This window comes from Bdellovibrio sp. HCB337, assembly GCF_047302465.1.
Taxonomy (GTDB): Bacteria; Bdellovibrionota; Bdellovibrionia; order Bdellovibrionales; family Bdellovibrionaceae; genus JACMRP01.
In genome coordinates, this window is record NZ_CP178621.1 from 1,923,011 (window position 1) to 1,940,860 (window position 17,850).

15 protein-coding genes are annotated in these 17,850 nt (G+C 45.2%); 7 read left to right on the plus strand and 8 right to left on the minus strand.

What is annotated here, in order from left to right; translation table 11 throughout:
* Positions 1–3: 3 nt before the first annotated feature.
* From ACLWBB_RS09375 to ACLWBB_RS09390, 4 genes are all read right to left on the minus strand, one after another.
* Positions 4–435 (minus strand): ferritin-like domain-containing protein, encoded by a 432-nt coding sequence (locus ACLWBB_RS09375; protein WP_413291370.1) that lies wholly within the window; start codon positions 433–435, stop codon positions 4–6.
* Positions 436–551: 116 nt separating this feature from the next.
* Positions 552–1,067, minus strand: a complete 516-nt coding sequence (locus ACLWBB_RS09380; RefSeq protein WP_413291371.1) for a ZrgA family zinc uptake protein — start codon at positions 1,065–1,067, stop codon at positions 552–554.
* Between the two features lie 18 nt (positions 1,068–1,085).
* Positions 1,086–1,535, minus strand: coding sequence for a Fur family transcriptional regulator (locus tag ACLWBB_RS09385; protein ID WP_413291372.1), 450 nt, complete (start codon positions 1,533–1,535; stop codon positions 1,086–1,088).
* Between the two features lie 47 nt (positions 1,536–1,582).
* Positions 1,583–3,247: a hypothetical protein gene (locus ACLWBB_RS09390; RefSeq protein WP_413291373.1), complete on the minus strand. Its 1,665-nt coding sequence runs from the start codon at positions 3,245–3,247 to the stop codon at positions 1,583–1,585.
* Positions 3,248–3,416: 169 nt separating this feature from the next.
* Between ACLWBB_RS09390 and ACLWBB_RS09395 the strand changes: the two genes are divergently transcribed.
* Both ACLWBB_RS09395 and ACLWBB_RS09400 read left to right on the plus strand, forming a co-directional pair.
* Positions 3,417–4,355 (plus strand): NmrA family NAD(P)-binding protein, encoded by a 939-nt coding sequence (locus ACLWBB_RS09395; protein ID WP_413291374.1) that lies wholly within the window; start codon positions 3,417–3,419, stop codon positions 4,353–4,355.
* Positions 4,356–4,451: 96 nt separating this feature from the next.
* A complete protein-coding gene (locus ACLWBB_RS09400) occupies positions 4,452–5,339 on the plus strand; it encodes a chemotaxis protein CheX (protein ID WP_413291599.1) in 888 nt (295 codons plus the stop codon).
* 6 nt (positions 5,340–5,345) lie between these two features.
* Here the strand turns inward: ACLWBB_RS09400 and lgt are convergent, their stop codons facing one another.
* From lgt to ACLWBB_RS09415, 3 genes are read right to left on the minus strand one after another with little or no spacing between them, the layout of a single operon-like run.
* Positions 5,346–6,155, minus strand: coding sequence for a prolipoprotein diacylglyceryl transferase (gene lgt, locus ACLWBB_RS09405; RefSeq protein WP_413291375.1), 810 nt, complete (start codon positions 6,153–6,155; stop codon positions 5,346–5,348).
* Positions 6,156–6,205: 50 nt separating this feature from the next.
* A complete protein-coding gene (locus ACLWBB_RS09410; RefSeq protein WP_413291376.1) occupies positions 6,206–6,736 on the minus strand; it encodes a hypothetical protein in 531 nt (176 codons plus the stop codon).
* A 52-nt stretch (positions 6,737–6,788) separates the two neighbouring features.
* Positions 6,789–7,061, minus strand: coding sequence for a glycine zipper domain-containing protein (locus ACLWBB_RS09415; RefSeq protein ID WP_413291377.1), 273 nt, complete (start codon positions 7,059–7,061; stop codon positions 6,789–6,791).
* Positions 7,062–7,229: 168 nt separating this feature from the next.
* On the opposite strand from ACLWBB_RS09415, the gene ACLWBB_RS09420 reads away from it, so the two are divergent.
* A complete protein-coding gene (locus ACLWBB_RS09420; RefSeq protein ID WP_413291378.1) occupies positions 7,230–7,508 on the plus strand; it encodes a CsbD family protein in 279 nt (92 codons plus the stop codon).
* A 138-nt stretch (positions 7,509–7,646) separates the two neighbouring features.
* Positions 7,647–9,689 (plus strand): hypothetical protein, encoded by a 2,043-nt coding sequence (locus ACLWBB_RS09425; RefSeq protein ID WP_413291379.1) that lies wholly within the window; start codon positions 7,647–7,649, stop codon positions 9,687–9,689.
* Positions 9,690–11,037: 1,348 nt separating this feature from the next.
* On the opposite strand, the gene ACLWBB_RS09430 is transcribed toward ACLWBB_RS09425, so the two are convergent.
* Complete coding sequence (locus tag ACLWBB_RS09430; RefSeq protein WP_413291381.1) at positions 11,038–13,026, minus strand: hypothetical protein; 1,989 nt, start codon at positions 13,024–13,026, stop codon at positions 11,038–11,040.
* 539 nt (positions 13,027–13,565) lie between these two features.
* Here ACLWBB_RS09430 and ACLWBB_RS09435 point away from each other — a divergent pair.
* Genes ACLWBB_RS09435 through ACLWBB_RS09445 form a run of 3 tightly spaced genes read left to right on the plus strand, consistent with a single transcriptional unit; the run spans position 13,566 to position 17,847 of the window.
* Positions 13,566–16,454 carry a hypothetical protein gene (locus tag ACLWBB_RS09435; RefSeq protein WP_413291382.1) on the plus strand — a complete coding sequence of 963 codons (2,889 nt, stop codon included), beginning with the start codon at positions 13,566–13,568 and terminating at the stop codon, positions 16,452–16,454.
* Entirely contained in the window at positions 16,451–16,885 is a 435-nt protein-coding gene (locus ACLWBB_RS09440) for a type IV pilus modification PilV family protein (protein WP_413291383.1), read from the plus strand. The genes ACLWBB_RS09435 and ACLWBB_RS09440 overlap by 4 nt, the downstream gene beginning before the upstream one ends.
* Entirely contained in the window at positions 16,882–17,847 is a 966-nt protein-coding gene (locus ACLWBB_RS09445; protein WP_413291384.1) for a type II secretion system protein J, read from the plus strand. The genes ACLWBB_RS09440 and ACLWBB_RS09445 overlap by 4 nt, the downstream gene beginning before the upstream one ends.
* The last annotated feature ends 3 nt before the right edge of the window (positions 17,848–17,850 follow it).

Here is a 17,850-nt window from a genome sequence, read left to right on the forward strand (position 1 = left end):
AAACTAGTTGTTTTTAGTTACGAGCATCTTGCGAACTTCGTCCAAATGCTCGGTCTCTGTACGGATCATAGTGCGAATCATCTCTTCAAGAGCGATGTCCTCTTTGATCTCATGTAAAACTTCATAATAGAGGCTCAATGCTTTTTCTTCGAAAACTAAGCTTTCTTGCAAGATTTCGATAGCAGCATGAGTTTTTGTCTCAGGAACTTTAGAAACATTCAAAGACGGGTGACCGCCTAAAGATGTGATCTTTTCGCCAAGAAGAGTTGCATGTTGATAGCCTTCTTGGGCTTGGTCATGGAACCATTTCTGAATTGGAATGCGGTTTGGGCCCATGATCATGAATGCGTAGTGAAGATAACGAACCACTCCGGAGATTTCCATTTCCAAAGCTTGGTTCAGTTTGGCGATTACTTTTTCGTTGCCTTTTGCCATTGTGACTTCGTCCTTCCTTGTAGGTTTAACAAGGCAAGCTTAGCAAACTCCGCCACAAATGCTAGTTAAAAACTAATTGAGAATCGTATATTTTATTTCGATAATGAGAATTATAATTATTTAAGTTCCAGCACGGTACCGCTGCTCTTGGCTTCGACGCTCTTTTGTATCTTTTCAGTCAGGATTTGCACGTCGACATCTTTAAGATTCGGAAAGTGTTTTTGGAAGTTAAATGTCACTTTGCTACCTTCTGGAGATTTGGAGCAAGAGATCGTAAAGTTTGCTTGAACATCGCTGTGTTTTGCTGATTCTGCAAGCATTTCTAATTTCTCTTTTTTGAACTGGCAGTTCAAAGACTTCTCAAATGTCACCATATCAGCAATCTGAGACTCGAATTTTTTAAAGGCCTCGTCGCGAGCCTTGATGTCTTTGGCTGATTTTGCGGTGTGTTCAAAACCAACGACGCTATCGCTCGGGCTTTTGAATTCAAATTTTCCTTGAGCGCCATCAAAAGCCAAAGAAACCTCTGCTGATCCGTGTTGATGAGCCCCATGCTCGCGGTGTTCGTGTTTTTCATGAGCAAAAAGGCTTACAGGAAGAAGCAGAAGGGTGATCAAAGTAAATGTATTCATAATATCCTTTCAGAAACCTTAAGCGGCACAATCGGGGCAGATACCAAAAAATTCTAAACGATGAGAGATTTCGCGAAAGCCTTTTTTCTCGAGGTTTTTCAGCTGACTGTCGAGTAAGCATGAATCCACTTCGATAATTTTCTGGCACTTCTTGCAAAGAAAATGATGATGGTGGTGATGATCATCAAGGTCATTCAAGCAGTACTGAGCTGAGTTTTCGCTAAAAAAACTTTTTTGAACGATATTGATTTTTTCAAATTGGTGCAGGCTGCGATAAATGGTCACAAGATCGCACTTTCCAGGGGCTTTGCTTTTTTTCAGCTTAGCTAGGATTTCCTCAGCTGTTTGCGGCTGCGAAGTGCTCAAGAGACAGTCGATGATTTTTTCACGCTGACTGGTGACCTTGACCTTGTTTTCGCGCATTTTCGCAAAGAGGGCCTCTTTAGAGGGCGATTTGTGTTTTTTCATGTCGCCCATCCTAGCACTATAGGGGGCTAACAGCAAGAGGGCAGGCTTTAAGCGCCGTCAGCTTCTTTGCTTTGGACGTGGTTTTGCAGAATCCAGCGGCGTATGTGTTTAAGGAAGTGGTCGGTCATCCCGAAGAAGACAAAATGATTGTAGTAGACCTCTTTGTCGGATTTGCTTTGTTCGTTGTAATTACAAGTCGCCAGGAACTCGGGTAGATCCAACTCGTGGGGAAGCCACAGAACGAACTCTCGGAATGCTCCTGTTGAAATAGGGCGATAGTACTTCATTACTAGGCCAGCCTCCGAGAACTCGCTAATTTCAATTGGAGTCGCCGCCTTGGCCCCATGGGAATATGTCACGGTCGGAAGACTCAACTCTTCTTGTGGACTTAGTAGAGGCATAAACAGAGTCAATTTTTTAGTTAAGTACAAACCGTCAAGCGGCAAAAAGAAAATATCTTTCACCAGGGCCCCAATGGCGCGCTCCTCAGTGTCAGAGAAAGGTTTTTTTGAAAGCGCATAGACATCGGTTTTGCCAGAGCGATTGCTAGCAGGAGCTTGCAATTTTTTCTGCACGGTCTCCATAATATTTTGCCAACGTTCTTTAAATCCTTCCTCGAAAAGACTTTCATCGGCAAAGATCGCATGCAGTGTTCGTGGGACCACCGGCAACTTATCGTAGACATTTTCTTTCTTGTCTTTTTTTGCAAGCTCCGGGTCCACTGCATACATAAATTCCTGCAAACTCGCAAAATGGTGAACCTTGGCATTATGAAACTTGTTTTCTAGTTGGTCTTTGAAAGAGCTTATAACCTCTTCTTCTTTGGAAATGAGTGCAATGTCCACGATGGGTTTTGCAACGACTCCAAGAGAGTCCGAGGCTGCGGCTGGAGATTTCTCCAACCACTCAAACGGAAAGGCCGGCAAATCTTTCTTACGCACTTCCTTGCGAATATTGCTAATTTGAAAACTGTCGGCAGCAAGATAGGTGAAGGCACAACGAAAGTGGTCAGGTCTTGTCGGGTGTGGGTCACAGCGCAAACATAGCGCCATCATGCTGCGCTGTTTGAGCGAGTTAAAGACCGGACTGTAATACTTCGCAAGCACGCCTGGAGCCAAGGGACGATTGCTGATGCTAATAAACCCAATATCCGAGATCGCTTCGATTTCGACTCCTTTGAGCATCTCGATGGTGGTCGTTGTTTTCATGTTGTGCACAGAGTATTGCGAAGCAGGATGGCGGCCACCGATGGCAAAAGTAAGATGCTGTTGCAGAATCAGTTTGTCGAAGGGTTTGTAAATGACGTTGTTGATGATGCGATCTTCTACAAGTTTGATATCGAAGTCGGGACTTTCAAAGCCGCTGAGAACTAAGGATGTGGGGTCTTCTTTGGTGCAAACGCCTTGCTTGATGAATAAGTCCCGCGTCTTTCGCAAGAGGGACATGTTTTTGGCACCTAAAAACTCATTTTTACTGATAACCAAAAGCAGCTGGTGAGGGCCTGCGCCACTGCTTTCATCTTGGCCGTCAGGTGCGGTCCCCCCTTTGGGCAGAGATTCCGTGCCTTCCGACATAAGAAGCTTGATCCACTTTGCGAATTCTTCCAGGGATTCAAAATAGCGCACCATCAGCTGAGAATCGATCTTGCGGATGGCCTCGATCATCTCATCTCGAAACTTCTTTTCGTTTTCAAGAATGTAGATGTACTTCATATCTTCAAGTATATCTCAAAACCGGCGCAGGGTGTAATCCCATTTTGAAACATAATACTCCTACTAGACAATAGTGAAGGAAGACATGTGCGGACACTTTCACAGTCTCGCGACGAGATTGAAAAGCGTATTGAGTAAATTCAAGGGCAGTATGTTCGAAGGAGGAATCATGTTTACTGTCCTAGGAGCATCAGGGAACATTGGCAGCAAAGTCGCAGATGCCTTGCTAAAGCGAGGCGAGCAAGTCCGTGTGGTTGCGCGCAATCCGCAAAAGCTTGAAGTTTTTAAAAAGCAAGGAGCTGACTTGTATCTGGGACAGATTGGGGACTCGGCGTTTCTAACGAAATGTTTTAAAGACTGTGTTGCCGCCTTTGTGATGATTCCGCCAGATTATCGAAGTCGTTCCCTTGGAATGCACTATCAGAAAATGAGTGAATCCATCCGCGATGCGATTCGCAACTCGGGGATTCGCTATGTGGTGAACCTTTCCAGTTTCGGAGCCGAGCATGCGAGTGGCACTGGACCCATTCAATTTTTGCATGCCCACGAAGATCGCCTAAATCGCTTAGAGTCTTGTAACCTTATGCATTTGCGTCCTGCTTTTTTTATGGAAAACCTCATGAGTTTTGTTCCTGGCATTCGTCAAGGACACAAGGTTATGACATCACTAAAGGCAGATTTGCCAATTCCTATGGTGGCGTCGCTAGACGTTGCTCGTGTTGCAACAGAGCATCTTTTGTCTCGAGAGTTTGAAGAGAAAAACGTGCGTTGTGTTCTTGGGCCCCGGGATGTGAGCATGATGGAAATATGCCTTTTTCTATCAAGAGTGCTTGAGCAACGGATCAACTATCAGCAGCTGAGTGAGCAAGAATGCCAAAGAAGTTTTATACAAAATGGCGTCTCAGATGACGTCGCACGACTATTTGTTGAGATGTACAGAGCCTTTAATTCGGGACTGATTAACACCATCAGCGCTCGGAATGAGACTAATACGACAACAACAAAGGTTGAGGACTTCTTAAGGGCGTTTCGTGGGATTTTCCATGAGGACAGCGACCTAGGAAAACAAACAGATACATATCAAGAAGAGAGCCCACCTCAACATTAACTGGTTAAGAAATCTCTGCTTGAGACAAACCCGTCAAATTAATTTGAATGAAAATTCCTCATGTCCCCTCCGAAGAGTAGTCTGCGGGTGAGATCGATGATGGCAGAACCAAAATATCGCCGTTTTGTTTTAATTGTGGACGACGGTAGTATTCACAAATCACTGTATGAGGCTACTTTAGCAGAGCAACTTCGAAAGAAGGATATTGCTCTGACCCTTATTTCTGCAAAAGACGGAGCTCAAGCGTCCTTAAAGGCCGTCAATCAAAAATTTGATGCAGTCGTTTTAGATACCAGTGTCCCGCGTATGTTTGAAAGTGGTTTTGCCACAAACTTCCGTTCCATCAAAAACACCAAAGATGGTCATCTCTATGTTGTCAGCGAAGAAAAGGCAGAGAACTTGCCCGAGTCCTTAAAGAGCGGACGTGTGTTTGCGAAGCCTTTTGATTGCCAAGCTCTGGTCGAGGCCTTGCTGCAAGATCTGGGGGGCGAAGCTGTTGCAGAAACTTCTCGGTATGCGGTCGATGTACGTGTGATCAATGCCATCATAAGCGCCACGGTAAAAGTTTTGGGCCAGTTTGGTCTAAGTGAAATTAAAATGGAAAAACCGCAAATGAAATCCTGCCAGGACCCGGTGGGCGGATGTATCTCGTCGGTTTTGGATATTATCAGTCAGAACTTCAAGGGACAGCTTAGTATTTCTTTTGATAAAGGAAGTTTTTTGGAATTGGTTTCAAGTATGCTCTGTGAAGAGCAGACAGATATTACCGATGAAAATCAAGACGCTGTCGGTGAAATCAATAACATCATCTACGGAAATGCCAAATCAGATCTCGCTCAGTTCGGAGTGGCTATGACTATTCCTAAGGTCGTACGTGGTGCGGGGCATGTGATGCCTTGTCCCGAGGGCTCAGCTTCGATGAGAGTCGTGTTTAAAACTGCAAAAGGCCACTTCTACATAGACGTCGTGGCCCATCCAATATAGCTAATTCTATTTCTTTTTCTTTTTAACAGGTTCTGGCGCCGGTGCCGGTTGTTTAAAGGACCTCGCGTAGAAATAAACTCCCGCCAAAATAAATGGAATGCTGAGAATTTGTCCCATGTTAATGGCCATCGTTGCTTCGAAGGCTTCTTGGTTTTCTTTGAAAAGTTCGATGACAAAACGAGCTACGAAAATAAGCCCAATGGTCAATCCGAAAACGCGCCCCGAAGGAAGTTTTGCTTTGTATTTCTTGTAGGTCAGCCACCCGAAAAGTGCGATAGCAAAGTAGCAAAGACTTTCATAGATTTGGGTTGGGTGGCGTGGCAACTTATCCACTTTTTCAAAGACAAAAGCCCACGGCACATCTGTAGGGCGTCCGATGATTTCAGAGTTCATCAGGTTGCCAACACGAATGAAGGCGCCTGTTAGGACCGTAAAAATTGCTACACGGTCAAAAACCCACATCACTGGGAACTCAGGATTTTTTCTCGAGAACAGCCAAATCGAGAAAAGAACACCAACACCACCGCCGTGACTTGCTAAACCGCCTTCCCAGATTTTAAGAATATCAAGCGGGTGGGAAAGGTAGTAACCAGGTTCGTAGAACAGGCAATGGCCTAAACGAGCCCCAATCAAAGTTCCTAAAAATAGATGAGTCAGAAGAGAGTCTAATTTTTCTTGGGGCTTGTTTTCCCAGGTGCAGACTTTGCGCATGCCCTGGTAGCCGATAAGAAAACCTACTAAAAACATAAGGCCGTACCAGCGTAGCTGCAGGGGGCCCATACTAACGATTGTCGGACTTACATTCCAAGTGATCATGGGAGGATTATGGCCTTCCCATGACAGAAACGTAAAGGATTATTTTTCAATTATTGGAAGAAACGCGGGGACTCACTTTCGTGGGACTCGCGCGGAACAACCGGTGCATGAGCATGTTCTCTTTTGATCTCGCGTTTGAACTCACGTTCTTTGACGAAATCCAGCACGAGTGTTGCGAGCGCCTGCTCCAAAGAAGATGCCGGGACCCGAGGTAGCTCTTGTTCCTCTTCTCGAGCTTGTTCCGCTTTTGCATGAGCTTTCGCTCCAGGCCAAGCTGCGGTGAAGCCCCAGATCAAAGCACCTAAAGGTACCACAACTAAAAAAAGACCGGCGCCTAAGGTCGCTGTGAAACGCACAATGCCCTCGCGGTCGTATTGAGTCGTCAGCTCAAGCACGCTCATAAAAAATCCGCCACAAAGAATAAGAATACCAATGACTCCTGCTAAAAGAAGAGCGGCGGGCTTGCGACTTTTGTAAGCGACTTCTTCCAAAATCTCCCGCGCTGTTTCTTTCAGGCTAGGAGGACGAGAACTATTAAACTTTCCAAGTAAAAATGAAACAAGAAGACTAAGCCACTGCATGATAACTCCTCAAATTAAAAAAAAGCCCCGCCTATGGGCAGGGCCTGAATATTTAGTGTCGATTGCCACGAATAAGCATACCAGCTAAGAAGCCGATTGCTGCTGCTCCTGCAACCGTAGAGAAAGGATGTTTTTTTACAAAATCAACGGATACATCCATGGCGTCTTCCGCACGAGCACGAGCTTCTTGATAAATATCTTGAGCGTTCATTTCGCCTTTTTTAATTCTGTCAGACACATCTGAAGCGACTTGTCTTGCTTTGTCGCTGGCATACTGAGCTGCAGATGATGCGGAATTTTTGAGTTCATTTGCTGTTGGTTCCATTTCGTTCTCCCTCGATAGGTTGGTTAAATAGACGACCTTTGAATTGAAGTCGGCACGATGAGCATAGATGTTGATAGTCAGTTTTTATTGACGTTTCTGCGATTTTTGCGTCAAGGCTTAGTGTTGTGCTGAAGTTAGAATTTGAGAAAAGTGAACAAGGAGGAATTTATGAATAAGGACATCTTTGAAGGAAAGTTTAAGGAGATCTCTGGGGAAATCAAAAAGAAATTCGGCGAGCTCACTGACGATGAGATTCGTAGAACGAAAGGAAACGCCGAGGCTTTGGCTGGCGTCCTTCAACAAAAATACGGCCGAAGTAAAGAGGATTCTGAAAGAGATGTTTCAGACATGCTCGGCACGCTTGAAAGAAAATTCTCTCCTCAAAAAATTTCCGATGCTGTGAATGAAAAGGTTGATCAGGCGAAAGCAAAATTTAAAAAGTCCTAGATTCGACTCTGTCGATATTCTGGACACTGTGCCTGCCTTGGGGAGCTTAAGGGGTTGAAACCCTTGTTAAGAACTCATTAATAGGCCCCCAGGTGGCATAGGCTTTGTAAGCATAGGTCTGTCGCACGTGGAGGACCTATGCTTACAAAATATCTCGTCTTGTCGGTTTTTCTTTTTGGTACCTGGGCTCAGGCTGTGAGCCCCAAGGTTTACGAAGAAAAAAATCTTCAATATCTTGATATCAAAGACGGTAAAACCACGTGGGTGCAGACGGCGACTGAGTTCTTTCCCATTGCTTCGGCTGCAAAGATTCCTGGCTTTGTGGATCTTTACGAAACAACTAAAAACAAAGTGGGTATTCGCAGTTACGTGGTCGTAAGATCTTCGTTCTATTTGCCTTTGTCCTTGGATGTAATTCGTACTAGAATGTCGAATCCCAAGGGCCTTTCTGATTACTCGCAGAATCTAAAAATCCAATCGTGCAATCAAACCCAATGTCAGGCTGAAATTAAAACGACTTTTGCAGATTTGCCTTTGAACGTGGCTTATGGTGTGGTCGATAAGAAAAATGCTAGTGGTAATTGGATTTCCGTTTTTACCTCTCTTCATAATCCAGAGTTTTTGTCCGTACAGAAATTTACAGAGATCGAAAGTGTCTTTATGCAAGGAAGCAGCTTTTCTGCATTCTACCCAATGAGTGCAAACCTGACCTGGGTTCAAAGTTATCAGATTTTCTCGATAAAATCCTCGGCGTATGACAAGGCCGCTTTCATTCCTTTCTTTAATTTAGAGAAAAACATCCGTTCGGTCATCAGAACCTTGCTATTGGATGCGAGAAGCTCCATTTTGCAAGAGCAAAAATATACGATGCTAAGCTTTAACAACCGCATGCCAGCGGCTTCTGGATACGATAGCGACCTCTATTTGCAAAAGTCTTATAAGCTTTTTGATACTGAAGGTGACGAAGCCTTGATCGAGCGTGCCGAGAAAGTTCCATTTAACGTTTTAAAAGCTCTTTTCGAGGAGGAAAACTTTTCTCATGCTGATGATCCTTGGTTGCCTGAGCCATGGGAAACCGTTGATCCTCTTGCAGGAAAAATGGCTCAACCTCTTCATGCTCCTGGTCCTTCAATCCAAGGCCGTGATAAGCCAATTGATATCGAGCGCTTCTCGGAAATGCTGGATCAAGTCCTTTTAGAAGAGACTCAACGGGGTTTAAAACCGTTTGTCGGTTTGTTTCACGAGTGGTCTATGGAGACTCGTCAGAAATACGAAGGGCGATCGGCCGTTTTAGGTTTCTCTAAGCTTTTCATCTGTCTTTCTCTCGGTTTTTCAAATCGGTTTATGAAAACGGGCAAAGAAAGAGATCTGTGGAATTGGATGATGGAGCAAGACTATAACAGCATCACATTCCCCGAACTTTTCCGTGCTAGTTATCGATTGCATCGAGGAGATGTCTACTTAGCCCTGTTAACTGTCGAGAATTTACTTTCAGCCAACTGGCGATATACAAAACGTGAAACTCTACCTGCAACAAAACGTCTTCGTCCGATTACTAGCGGGTACAATTACGACGGTGATCGCTTCGGAACCTGGTACCATTTCTTCGGAATGATTCTTTATGGATACAGAACGGGCAGCGGTATGAAATCCAATATTGTTGGGCGTATCGAGGCTTTAGGGTCTAATGTTTTGTCTCCGACTTTGGATCAGACACAAAAACAGTGGTTCAACAAACTGGGCGGTTATATTGGTGATGATTTAAAAGAATCCGTCCTGACGGGTCGCTATCTAAAGCGTCCATCACGACCTCATGTTTTAGCAGAGCCTTACTATTTAAATAGAAGCGAAGACTTCAGAGATCGCTTGCCGTTAAAGAGTAGCCCTGATTTGCAAGTGAAAGTCCGAGACGCCTTCGGCGGAGCCGATTCGGTCTACGTACAAGTTAGAAATAACAGCAACGAAGATCTTGTGGGTTGCAAAGTGGATGTGTTCGTAAATAATGGGACTGGATACTATGCTCCAGCCAAAATCAGCCGTGATGATGTGACCATCAAGGCGAATCGGAAATTTGAGTTGAATGTGTCAGGCTCGGAGAAGCGCTGGAAGCCTCGAGCGGTGCGAGTGTTTGTGGAGCAGTGTCAGCAGGGCTCGTCTCGTGCGGCTGAGTGGAAGAACTAGGAGCGCTCTCCTCTTCCTCGGGCGCAAGAGTTGGTGCGATAGCTAAATCTTCTTCAGAAGATTTAGCCTCTTCTTTGATGACGGTTTCGGAATTTGTTGAAACTGCTGGAGGCTGATGCACAAAGCGAAGCCACAGATCAAGAATCACACCATAAGAATGATCTTCCATGACTATGATAGATTTGTAGCGGCTTTGATTTCCAAACGCATCCATTTCGCGATACTGAGTTTCATACCTAAGATCAATGGCACGTAGTTTCTTGTCCTTAAGGCGAGATAGCTCGCTTTCTTGAACGAGTCCATCCAAGTTTGTGTCACTCCAAAGGCGAAGTTCTTCATAGACGACGTCGTCGTCGTCGATCAAAAGATCTTTATTGTCGTCGTATTTAGCAAGAGCTGCAAAGCCGTGCTTCGCGTACTTGTTGTCAGGTCCACGGCTGGTATCTGCAAACATCTCGTCAATTCCGAGTACCAAGCCGTCTTTGTTCGGCTTCACTAAAAAATAAATTTCTGAACCTGATTTTGTTAGCCACGAAGTCTGAACCTTTTCGTGAGCATTCGCAAAAGAACGTTTTCCTAAAAGGTCGAAAGCAAGGCCCTCAGTTGGCGCCGTTAAGCTTAGTGAGGGGCTAGTAGAAGAACTTAGTTGGACGATCAGAGGGTCGCCGGAGTCGTCACAGGCTGGACTGATTTCGCCAGCATTCATATGCAGGTACTTAAGAGCGTAACCTCCCAAAGAAAGTGGAGTCGTGTCGTCGTTGATTTTGTGAGCATCAAAGGCGCCCTTAACATTTTCTGAAACCACATACAGGCTCAAGTGCGCGCTCTGTTGATCTGGGATGCTTTCACAGCTCGACAGATCTACGCTGCGAGTATCAAGGATTTGTTTTTTAACGCCGTGAACTTCGCAAACGACGCGCTTAGAGTCTTCTTCGTAATTGTACTCTTCGATGACGATTTTTACGTCCTCAGAGTGAAGAAGGTCTTTCGGATTCTGATTAGCTGATTCTAGGGTAGGGCAGACAAAGGTAAAATGAGCGATTTTTGGAGAGGTCGAGGGTTCTTCGTTGAGGATTTTGTTTTGAGCGAGGGTTTTGCTTTTGAGTTCGTCATCAATAACGACTTTGTTTTTGGAGCAATTTTGATAGCCCAAAACCAAGATGCTTAGTGCAAAGAAGAGTTTTGTTTTTTGAATCCCCATAGAACGCTCCGCCGTATGGATTTATGATGCAAAAAACAGGCTAAGCAGCTCATAGGTTAGAAGCAAAGAGACGGGGATGGACTGAATTTCCCCGTCTTAGAATGAGTCAATGACTAATAGGAATTAGACACTTGTACAGGCCACTGACTATCGAAGCTCAAGACCGCTGTAACGAGCAAGCCAGTAAGCATAGAGGTAGTCGATACCCGCATACTCGGTGCCACTTCCGTGATTCACACGATAGTTGAAGGCGGCACTCTTCCAGATGAAGGTGCTATCGATCGCGTCTTGCTCAAAGAGCGGATAATCGTAAAGACCTTGATAGAAATACTCCGGTGGAGGTTCTGGTTTTTTGAGTGATTTCCAAAAGAGGCGCGGAATCGGCGAGAGACACCATTCTGGATTGAGAGAGTGGTCTACTTGGACTGTGCCATGAACAAGACGAGGATAAGGAATTTCACGCAGTCCCCATAGAGAGTGCGCAAGTCGTTCTTTGAAGTCTTGCTCGCTGGAGTCACGGCGGAAGTTGTCGCCGCGAGTTCCGTGACGATATGCAAATCCATACGTTGCAATGGTGTGCAAGTGGCGGCGGGCAGGTTTGTAAACCAGCCACTCGTCCATAAAGCGTTCACGGAGGGTATTTCTAATTTTCTCGGCACCTAAGAGATCCGCCACCATAATGTTGGTGATAGCGCCCACCATGCCTAGGTTAATTCCGCTCCAGTCAGCTGTGCCATGCCAGTAAAAGCTGGTATCGAAATCATAGCCTGAAGTTAAACGTGTTTTAGGATTCAAGTACGACTTCAAGTATTTTTCGCGAAGCTCTTTATCTTGGGTGATTAATGCGGCAAGCCCCAAAGCCACGGGACGGTTTTGCGCCTTTTTATCCATGACTTCGAGGTCAATGAGGCGACGGGACTTTTCTTTGAGTTGGTCCCAGATTTCGGTGTCAGAACGAGGAATGACAAGAGTCGCCCACATAAATGAATGGGTGATCCCTTTCACCATATCGTTATTGCCACCTTCCATCCACATGAGGCTAGAGTATTTGCCGGTACCACGATGCCATTTAGGCGCATACTGGCGATTCGGATTAAAGGTTTCAACAGTGCGTGCAAATTCTGAGCGGTCTCCAGGTAAGTCCATCAATAAGAACATCGCTTTGACAGAGCGACGAACATTGGCCTGAGCCACAGGATCTTTGGTGATGAGGTAGCGCATAGCTTGAGAGCCTACGTACATTCCTGTCCACAAAGTAGAGTCACCCTCAGAGTCTTCATTTACGATATTGTTGTTGGCATCAACCTGCAACGATACGTACATACCTTGGTCGTTGATGTGGCGCTCTTGGGTGTTCTTTTCATAACCGCGAGCTTTTTCCTCGTAAGTTGGCGCATAGGCGTTTCGGCGCATGAGGCTTTCGGTCAAACTGATTTCATCGGTAATTTTATTGGCAACACGCAAAGTGGTTTTATTGCGCTGATAAAAATCATAGTCGGTAGGGTCGAAGATCACATAAGGCTGTTCGTTTTTATATTCTTTACGATGCATGTAGGATTTTACGAAGGGATCTTTTTCGTATTCTACTTTCACTCTAGCAACTTCAATAGCGCCACGAATGACAAGTGGAATGCTTGGGCCTTTGGCGTCGAACTTAGTTCTTAGATCTTTCCACAACGGCTGGCCCTGAAGAGCGCGAGCTTGGCCAAGCTGCTCGGAATAAGTCGCTCCTTTTTGGTTTGTGAATTCCGCATGAGGTCCCTGAGAACCTTGTACGAAAACAGATTGGACTGTGACGTTGCTTTTAAAATCGTTAGGATTGCGGACGTGGTTACCGGCACGGGTGATGTAGTCTGCCTGACGAAGCGAGTAGTTTACGCGAAGAGTGTTTTTATCGAGGCTTGCTTTGCCCGTCCAAATTTCTTGAACTTGGTAACCCATGAACGAGTAGGCTTGGTAAGTGATAATTCGAACGGCGTTGAAACTGCCATCTTGATTGCGGCGAAGTTCGAGCTCTCCTTGATAGCCACCTTTTTGAGAGTTCGTTCCGTGGACGCTCCAGATACCTTCACTGAGACCAGCGTGGGCCCATGCGCTGCTCAACGTAAGTGCCATCATCATAAAAAACTGCTTCATATCAGCTCCTTGAGTGGATGGGGGCTTCGCAAGTCCCCCAAAGCTATGAAGCTTTATACTGAGAAAGACGGGTTTTTTGCTACTTTTTTTAAAGAATTTTCTAGGATTTGAAAATTTGCAGCGGCGATATTCGCTATTCGGGGCTAAAACTTCCAGTCTTCGAGAAGGAGGCTATTCCTCATGGAGTCTTGAGGTTTGTAGAGAGCTTCGACAAGTTCTCGATAGGGATCTTTTGGGAACATGTGATTTTTGCAAGAGCCTCAATTTTTTTAGCACAAAATTATAGCTCCAGTGTGGCTTTAATAAGAGATGGACCTGGCTCGTTCTGAGGCGTTCCTCTTAAATTTGGAGGATTGTTGGATTTTTAACCACGGTGTTTCGTTCCGGGTCAGTAAACAAACCGCTACAGCCGGACTCTCGACCAGCCGATGAATATACCAGAGGAAAACACCGTGGAACGTGAACAACATGGCCTTTTTTGGCCACAGCAAACACAAAGAGGCGGAGCGCTGTTATACGCGCTCCTCGTTACTATATTCATGAGTTTCGCATTCTATGGCGCTTCCGTTCTCGTTTTGGATCAAAATCGCGAAACAAATTCAAATGCGAATATTATGAAGTCGCACTTAGCGATTCATAGCGTAATTGATTACACCTTGTTGGGTATTAAGAAGCGTTGGTGTTTCGATGATGCTTGGATGCCTGAAGACACAACAAAATGTAACCTGGCCCATCCTGCAAGCGTTGAGCGCATTATCATGAGTGACGATGCCGCACGTGTTATTCAAGCGATGGTCGCTACTAAGCAGTTAACGGCGGCTATTGGGGTTCCACTACAATTAGAAAAGATCGAAAAAGATATTCCGCTTTCTGGATTCGGTAGTACGCATCCTCTTAGAGCTATTACAGAGCCACTAAAGAGTCTCGGTACTGTTTCTTATATTCGTGTTGCAATTTCCCGCGACCATCGCGCGAGTTTGCCTCAGCAGGGGCGAGAGGTTTATCTTAAAGTTTCAACTATTCTTTTAGATAGTTCGAAAAAGGTTCTTACTATTGGTAGTAGTGCGCTGCAATCGACGTCGTATGTAGGTGTCTATCCGCGCGAGCTTTCGAGCTTTGCGTTGTTGTTGCCTCATACTCTTTATATGGATCGCTCTACCTCAGCGGGGTTGCAAAAAGGGGAGAACTATTTCCAGAACTTCCCAAGTCGTGGCAGTGCCTTGGCATATCCAGGGATCGTGTTTGACAGTCCTGTATTCGTGAATGCGGATGTTGTATTACCAGCGGCTGGAGCAGCAGGTAAAGATACGACTTATACTCCAGTAAGCTTTAATGACCGTGTGATCATTGGTGCTGGGCGTGTCCGTCGTGGGGCAAATGAGTATGCCACAACTTCGCCAGGTGCAGAAGATGATCAAATGTGGATTCAGAACCGTGAGTTCGGTGGTTTCGTGAAGGGTGTCGATATCGACGGTTCTTCGGATGCAGGACTTCGTTCGCTTGCAGGTCTTGCAATCGCTCAAACTCCGAATGTGGATTTGATGAACGTTTGTATTAATCGTAATAAACGTTTAGCGGATCTTTCTAGTACGAAGGATAGCGTTCTTGTGGGTCGTCTTTTGGATGAAAACAATAACAACTTCCACTATCGCTTGGCGTTTACCGAAGAAAATCGCTTCAATCGTCAGTTTGTTGAAAATTGGCAGCCTGATGTTAAGCCTAATAAAAATGTCTTGATTCAAGATCCGGATATTTATACTGAGAAAAGGGCTGTCGCGAGAGTCACTGCGCGAGTTGGAGGTATCACGGTATCATCGTTTATCGGCGATGAGCCTGGTTACGTCGAATTTAAACCGAAAGTCGACCTTACGAACTATGTCAAATTCATTGAAGCTGACGTTGCTAATAAAAAAACAGCGATCACGAACGCTGAGAAGTCTCGTGACACGGCTCAAACCAATACAAATAATTTAAAAACACAACTGACGCAGGCGAAAAAAGATCTTGCCGATGAAGAGGCAAAACCAGATTTGCCAGCGGCGACACCAACACCTTCACCATCTCCGTCGCCATCACCATCAGTAACTCCTACCGTGACACCTACGGTAACGCCAACAGTAACTCCTACCGTGACACCTACTGTGACGCCAACGGTAACTCCTACTGTGACACCAACAGTAACGCCGACGGTAACACCTTCTCCATCGCCATCTGCGTCGCCGTCGCCAAGCCCAACAGCAACGCCAGATCCAGCGGACTACAAAGATCCCGCGAAGATTACCGCATTGAAAGCTAAGATTGCTCAATTAGAGAAAGACATTCTAGCATCCGAAAAGTCGTATAGCGACTGGGTAACTACTATTAGCAAGTTAAAGGCCGAGTTGGCCGCTCTAGAGAGTGACCTCGCCGAAGCTAAAGACTTGAAAAACGTCCAACCTTCGATCCGTATCGAGGTTAGCCGTTTCTATGTTAATAATAAGAGTAACCCGACTTATCGTGACTTTAACTTTAAGTTTAATCAGCCCAAGGCGTTGAGAGATACTACTACTGGTAATCTGATGGATATCAGTTTCACGATCAAGGCCTATGACGTTTCTTATTACAACACTCAGCCAATGCGTGGCTGGTGGGCAGATAGCAATCAGAAGAATAACACTGGCGTGATCAAGTTCTCTTGGAATGGAACAGACCTTGTTGGTGGTTCGAACTTGTTGGATTCCAACGGTGTGTCTCGCGGCAACTTGCCAAGCGATCCTTTGGATCTAGACTTGGATGCTTTGTGCTCTTCTGACGCTGCAGATTTCAGTACGGCCTTTGACGGTGCGGACTGGTCGGTCTCGTTTGCAGCAACTGCAAGGACCTCTTGGGACTTCACATTCCCTAAGGGCCAAGCCTTTATATTCGATGAGAACAACGCCTCTAGAAGTAAAAAGACTGCTGACTTCTATGTGAAGTCGATAGCTCCGCAATGTATTATTAGATCTAGCGCAGACTTCGTAGCAGGCTTCTTGGTTTGTGACGAATTGGTTATCGAGAAACGTTCAACTCCGCTTAGAATTATAGGCACTGTCATCGCATTGAAGTTGAATATTCACGAAACCGCCTACGTAGAGGGAATTCGTTGGAGTTCGATTTACAACCCAATGGCGGTCTATGAGCTGCGTGAAGCTGGAATCTTGAAATCTGTCTTTAACGACGTAAAGTGTGAAGATTTGGATTTCCCAATCTGGCATCCATATCCAGCGCAGACGGATTTAGCAAATATGTTCCAATGTAACCCAGTGTCCTTACGCTATAAAGCCGATCCATTTACTTGGACGGCGGTAGATCCTGATTGCGGTCTGGTATCAGAAGGTAAAGCGACGACTTGTAAGAATCGTTTGATTAACTTTATCGTTGTTGAAGTGTCACGGGATGCAGGTATATGAAAAACAACCAAGCCGGTTTCACCATTATCGAAGTCCTCGTAGCATTGGCCATGATTGTGTCGGTGGGTTCCTTATTCTCACTAGGCCTTTTGGGTTATAAAAACTTGAACTTGAAGTCTAAGACTTCAAGTACAGTGATGAAGCAGATTCATAATCTTGTTGAAAATATTCGCCCGAATTTGCAGCTCTATCAGGTGAACTTTGATCCTAACATGGATCGTGACGTGAAGTTGAAAGTAGATAGTTTGCCGATGGCGTGGAACCGTGACTATGTTGGTAAAGCTTCGGACTGCCCAGATTGCCCGGGTAGATTTGGCTATGTGGTACAGCCATCGACACAAACGGGATTATTTATACTTACGGTGCGTGTGACGCATAACACTTGGGCATCCAAGTACGTCGAATATCAAACATTTGTGAGCATCAAATGAGAAATAGTAAAGGATTTTCTCTATTAGAAACTATGATCGCGCTTGCACTCTTGACGATCGTCACGGCGGCGACGGCAACACTTATTGCTGAATCTACCAAAGATATCAGAAAGCTCGAAAGGGACATCGAGGCCGATACCGAATCCTCAATCGCAGAGCGTGTTATGATGCGTGATTTGAAAAGCTCGGAACCGTCTTTTAATAACGTCATTATGAACGATGATACAGGTAAAGGATTCTTTGATTTTATCACGGACTCTGTGGACCGAGCTTCGATTGAGAACTCATCTCGTACCTATACGATGAATGGAAAGTCTGCGGCTAAGAAGAGTTTTGCATTTATTGTCACTAACGAATCCGTAGGTGGCGCGGTAATATATGAGCCAACGATGGCTTACGTGATCGGGCCAGAACCTAAATCCTTCGACGATGCTGCGACATTGACTTTTCAGTCTTTGAACAAAGACGGCTATTTGCAGAAACAGAGTCCTGGGTATTGGGTGGATGGGCGTATTCTTATGCTAGATACTCCTGTTTCAATACGAGGATTGAAAAATGGCGTGCCTGATTATTCAAAACCACCGCGTTCTCCAGTGTTCGTTGGGGTGGTTAACTTGCAACAAAGCACTTTGGTTCCGTTGGGAGTTCCTGGCTTTATTGATACCAGTCACCCATTACATGTTAATAAAAAAATGACTTCCGAAGATGCTCTTTTGAGATCTGTTCCAGCAGTGGGCGGAGGAGCCGCGCTTGTGCGTTTGAAGGTGGTGAAGGCCCTTCGATATTCACTCGAGACAACAAGCGTTCCTAATAGTTATAACCTTGTTCGTTGGAGCTGGGACAGTACCAAGTGGGGCGACGAGCAAATTGTGGCAACTAAGGTATCTGATGCCGTGTTATATCGAAAAGCTATTAATGACCCGATTATTTATTTTAAAATTAATCGTGTTGAAGAGAATTAGAGA

What these genes read in the sequence shown, in the direction of transcription:
- ACLWBB_RS09375 (WP_413291370.1), bottom strand. Translation starts at nt 435, where the DNA reads ATGGCAAAAGGCAACGAAAAAGTAATCGCCAAACTGAACCAAGCTTTG.
- ACLWBB_RS09380 (WP_413291371.1), bottom strand. Translation starts at nt 1,067, where the DNA reads ATGAATACATTTACTTTGATCACCCTTCTGCTTCTTCCTGTAAGCCTT.
- ACLWBB_RS09385 (WP_413291372.1), bottom strand. Translation starts at nt 1,535, where the DNA reads ATGAAAAAACACAAATCGCCCTCTAAAGAGGCCCTCTTTGCGAAAATG.
- ACLWBB_RS09390 (WP_413291373.1), bottom strand. Translation starts at nt 3,247, where the DNA reads ATGAAGTACATCTACATTCTTGAAAACGAAAAGAAGTTTCGAGATGAG.
- ACLWBB_RS09395 (WP_413291374.1), top strand. Translation starts at nt 3,417, where the DNA reads ATGTTTACTGTCCTAGGAGCATCAGGGAACATTGGCAGCAAAGTCGCA.
- ACLWBB_RS09400 (WP_413291599.1), top strand. Translation starts at nt 4,452, where the DNA reads ATGATGGCAGAACCAAAATATCGCCGTTTTGTTTTAATTGTGGACGAC.
- lgt (WP_413291375.1), bottom strand. Translation starts at nt 6,155, where the DNA reads ATGATCACTTGGAATGTAAGTCCGACAATCGTTAGTATGGGCCCCCTG.
- ACLWBB_RS09410 (WP_413291376.1), bottom strand. Translation starts at nt 6,736, where the DNA reads ATGCAGTGGCTTAGTCTTCTTGTTTCATTTTTACTTGGAAAGTTTAAT.
- ACLWBB_RS09415 (WP_413291377.1), bottom strand. Translation starts at nt 7,061, where the DNA reads ATGGAACCAACAGCAAATGAACTCAAAAATTCCGCATCATCTGCAGCT.
- ACLWBB_RS09420 (WP_413291378.1), top strand. Translation starts at nt 7,230, where the DNA reads ATGAATAAGGACATCTTTGAAGGAAAGTTTAAGGAGATCTCTGGGGAA.
- ACLWBB_RS09425 (WP_413291379.1), top strand. Translation starts at nt 7,647, where the DNA reads ATGCTTACAAAATATCTCGTCTTGTCGGTTTTTCTTTTTGGTACCTGG.
- ACLWBB_RS09430 (WP_413291381.1), bottom strand. Translation starts at nt 13,026, where the DNA reads ATGAAGCAGTTTTTTATGATGATGGCACTTACGTTGAGCAGCGCATGG.
- ACLWBB_RS09435 (WP_413291382.1), top strand. Translation starts at nt 13,566, where the DNA reads ATGAGTTTCGCATTCTATGGCGCTTCCGTTCTCGTTTTGGATCAAAAT.
- ACLWBB_RS09440 (WP_413291383.1), top strand. Translation starts at nt 16,451, where the DNA reads ATGAAAAACAACCAAGCCGGTTTCACCATTATCGAAGTCCTCGTAGCA.
- ACLWBB_RS09445 (WP_413291384.1), top strand. Translation starts at nt 16,882, where the DNA reads ATGAGAAATAGTAAAGGATTTTCTCTATTAGAAACTATGATCGCGCTT.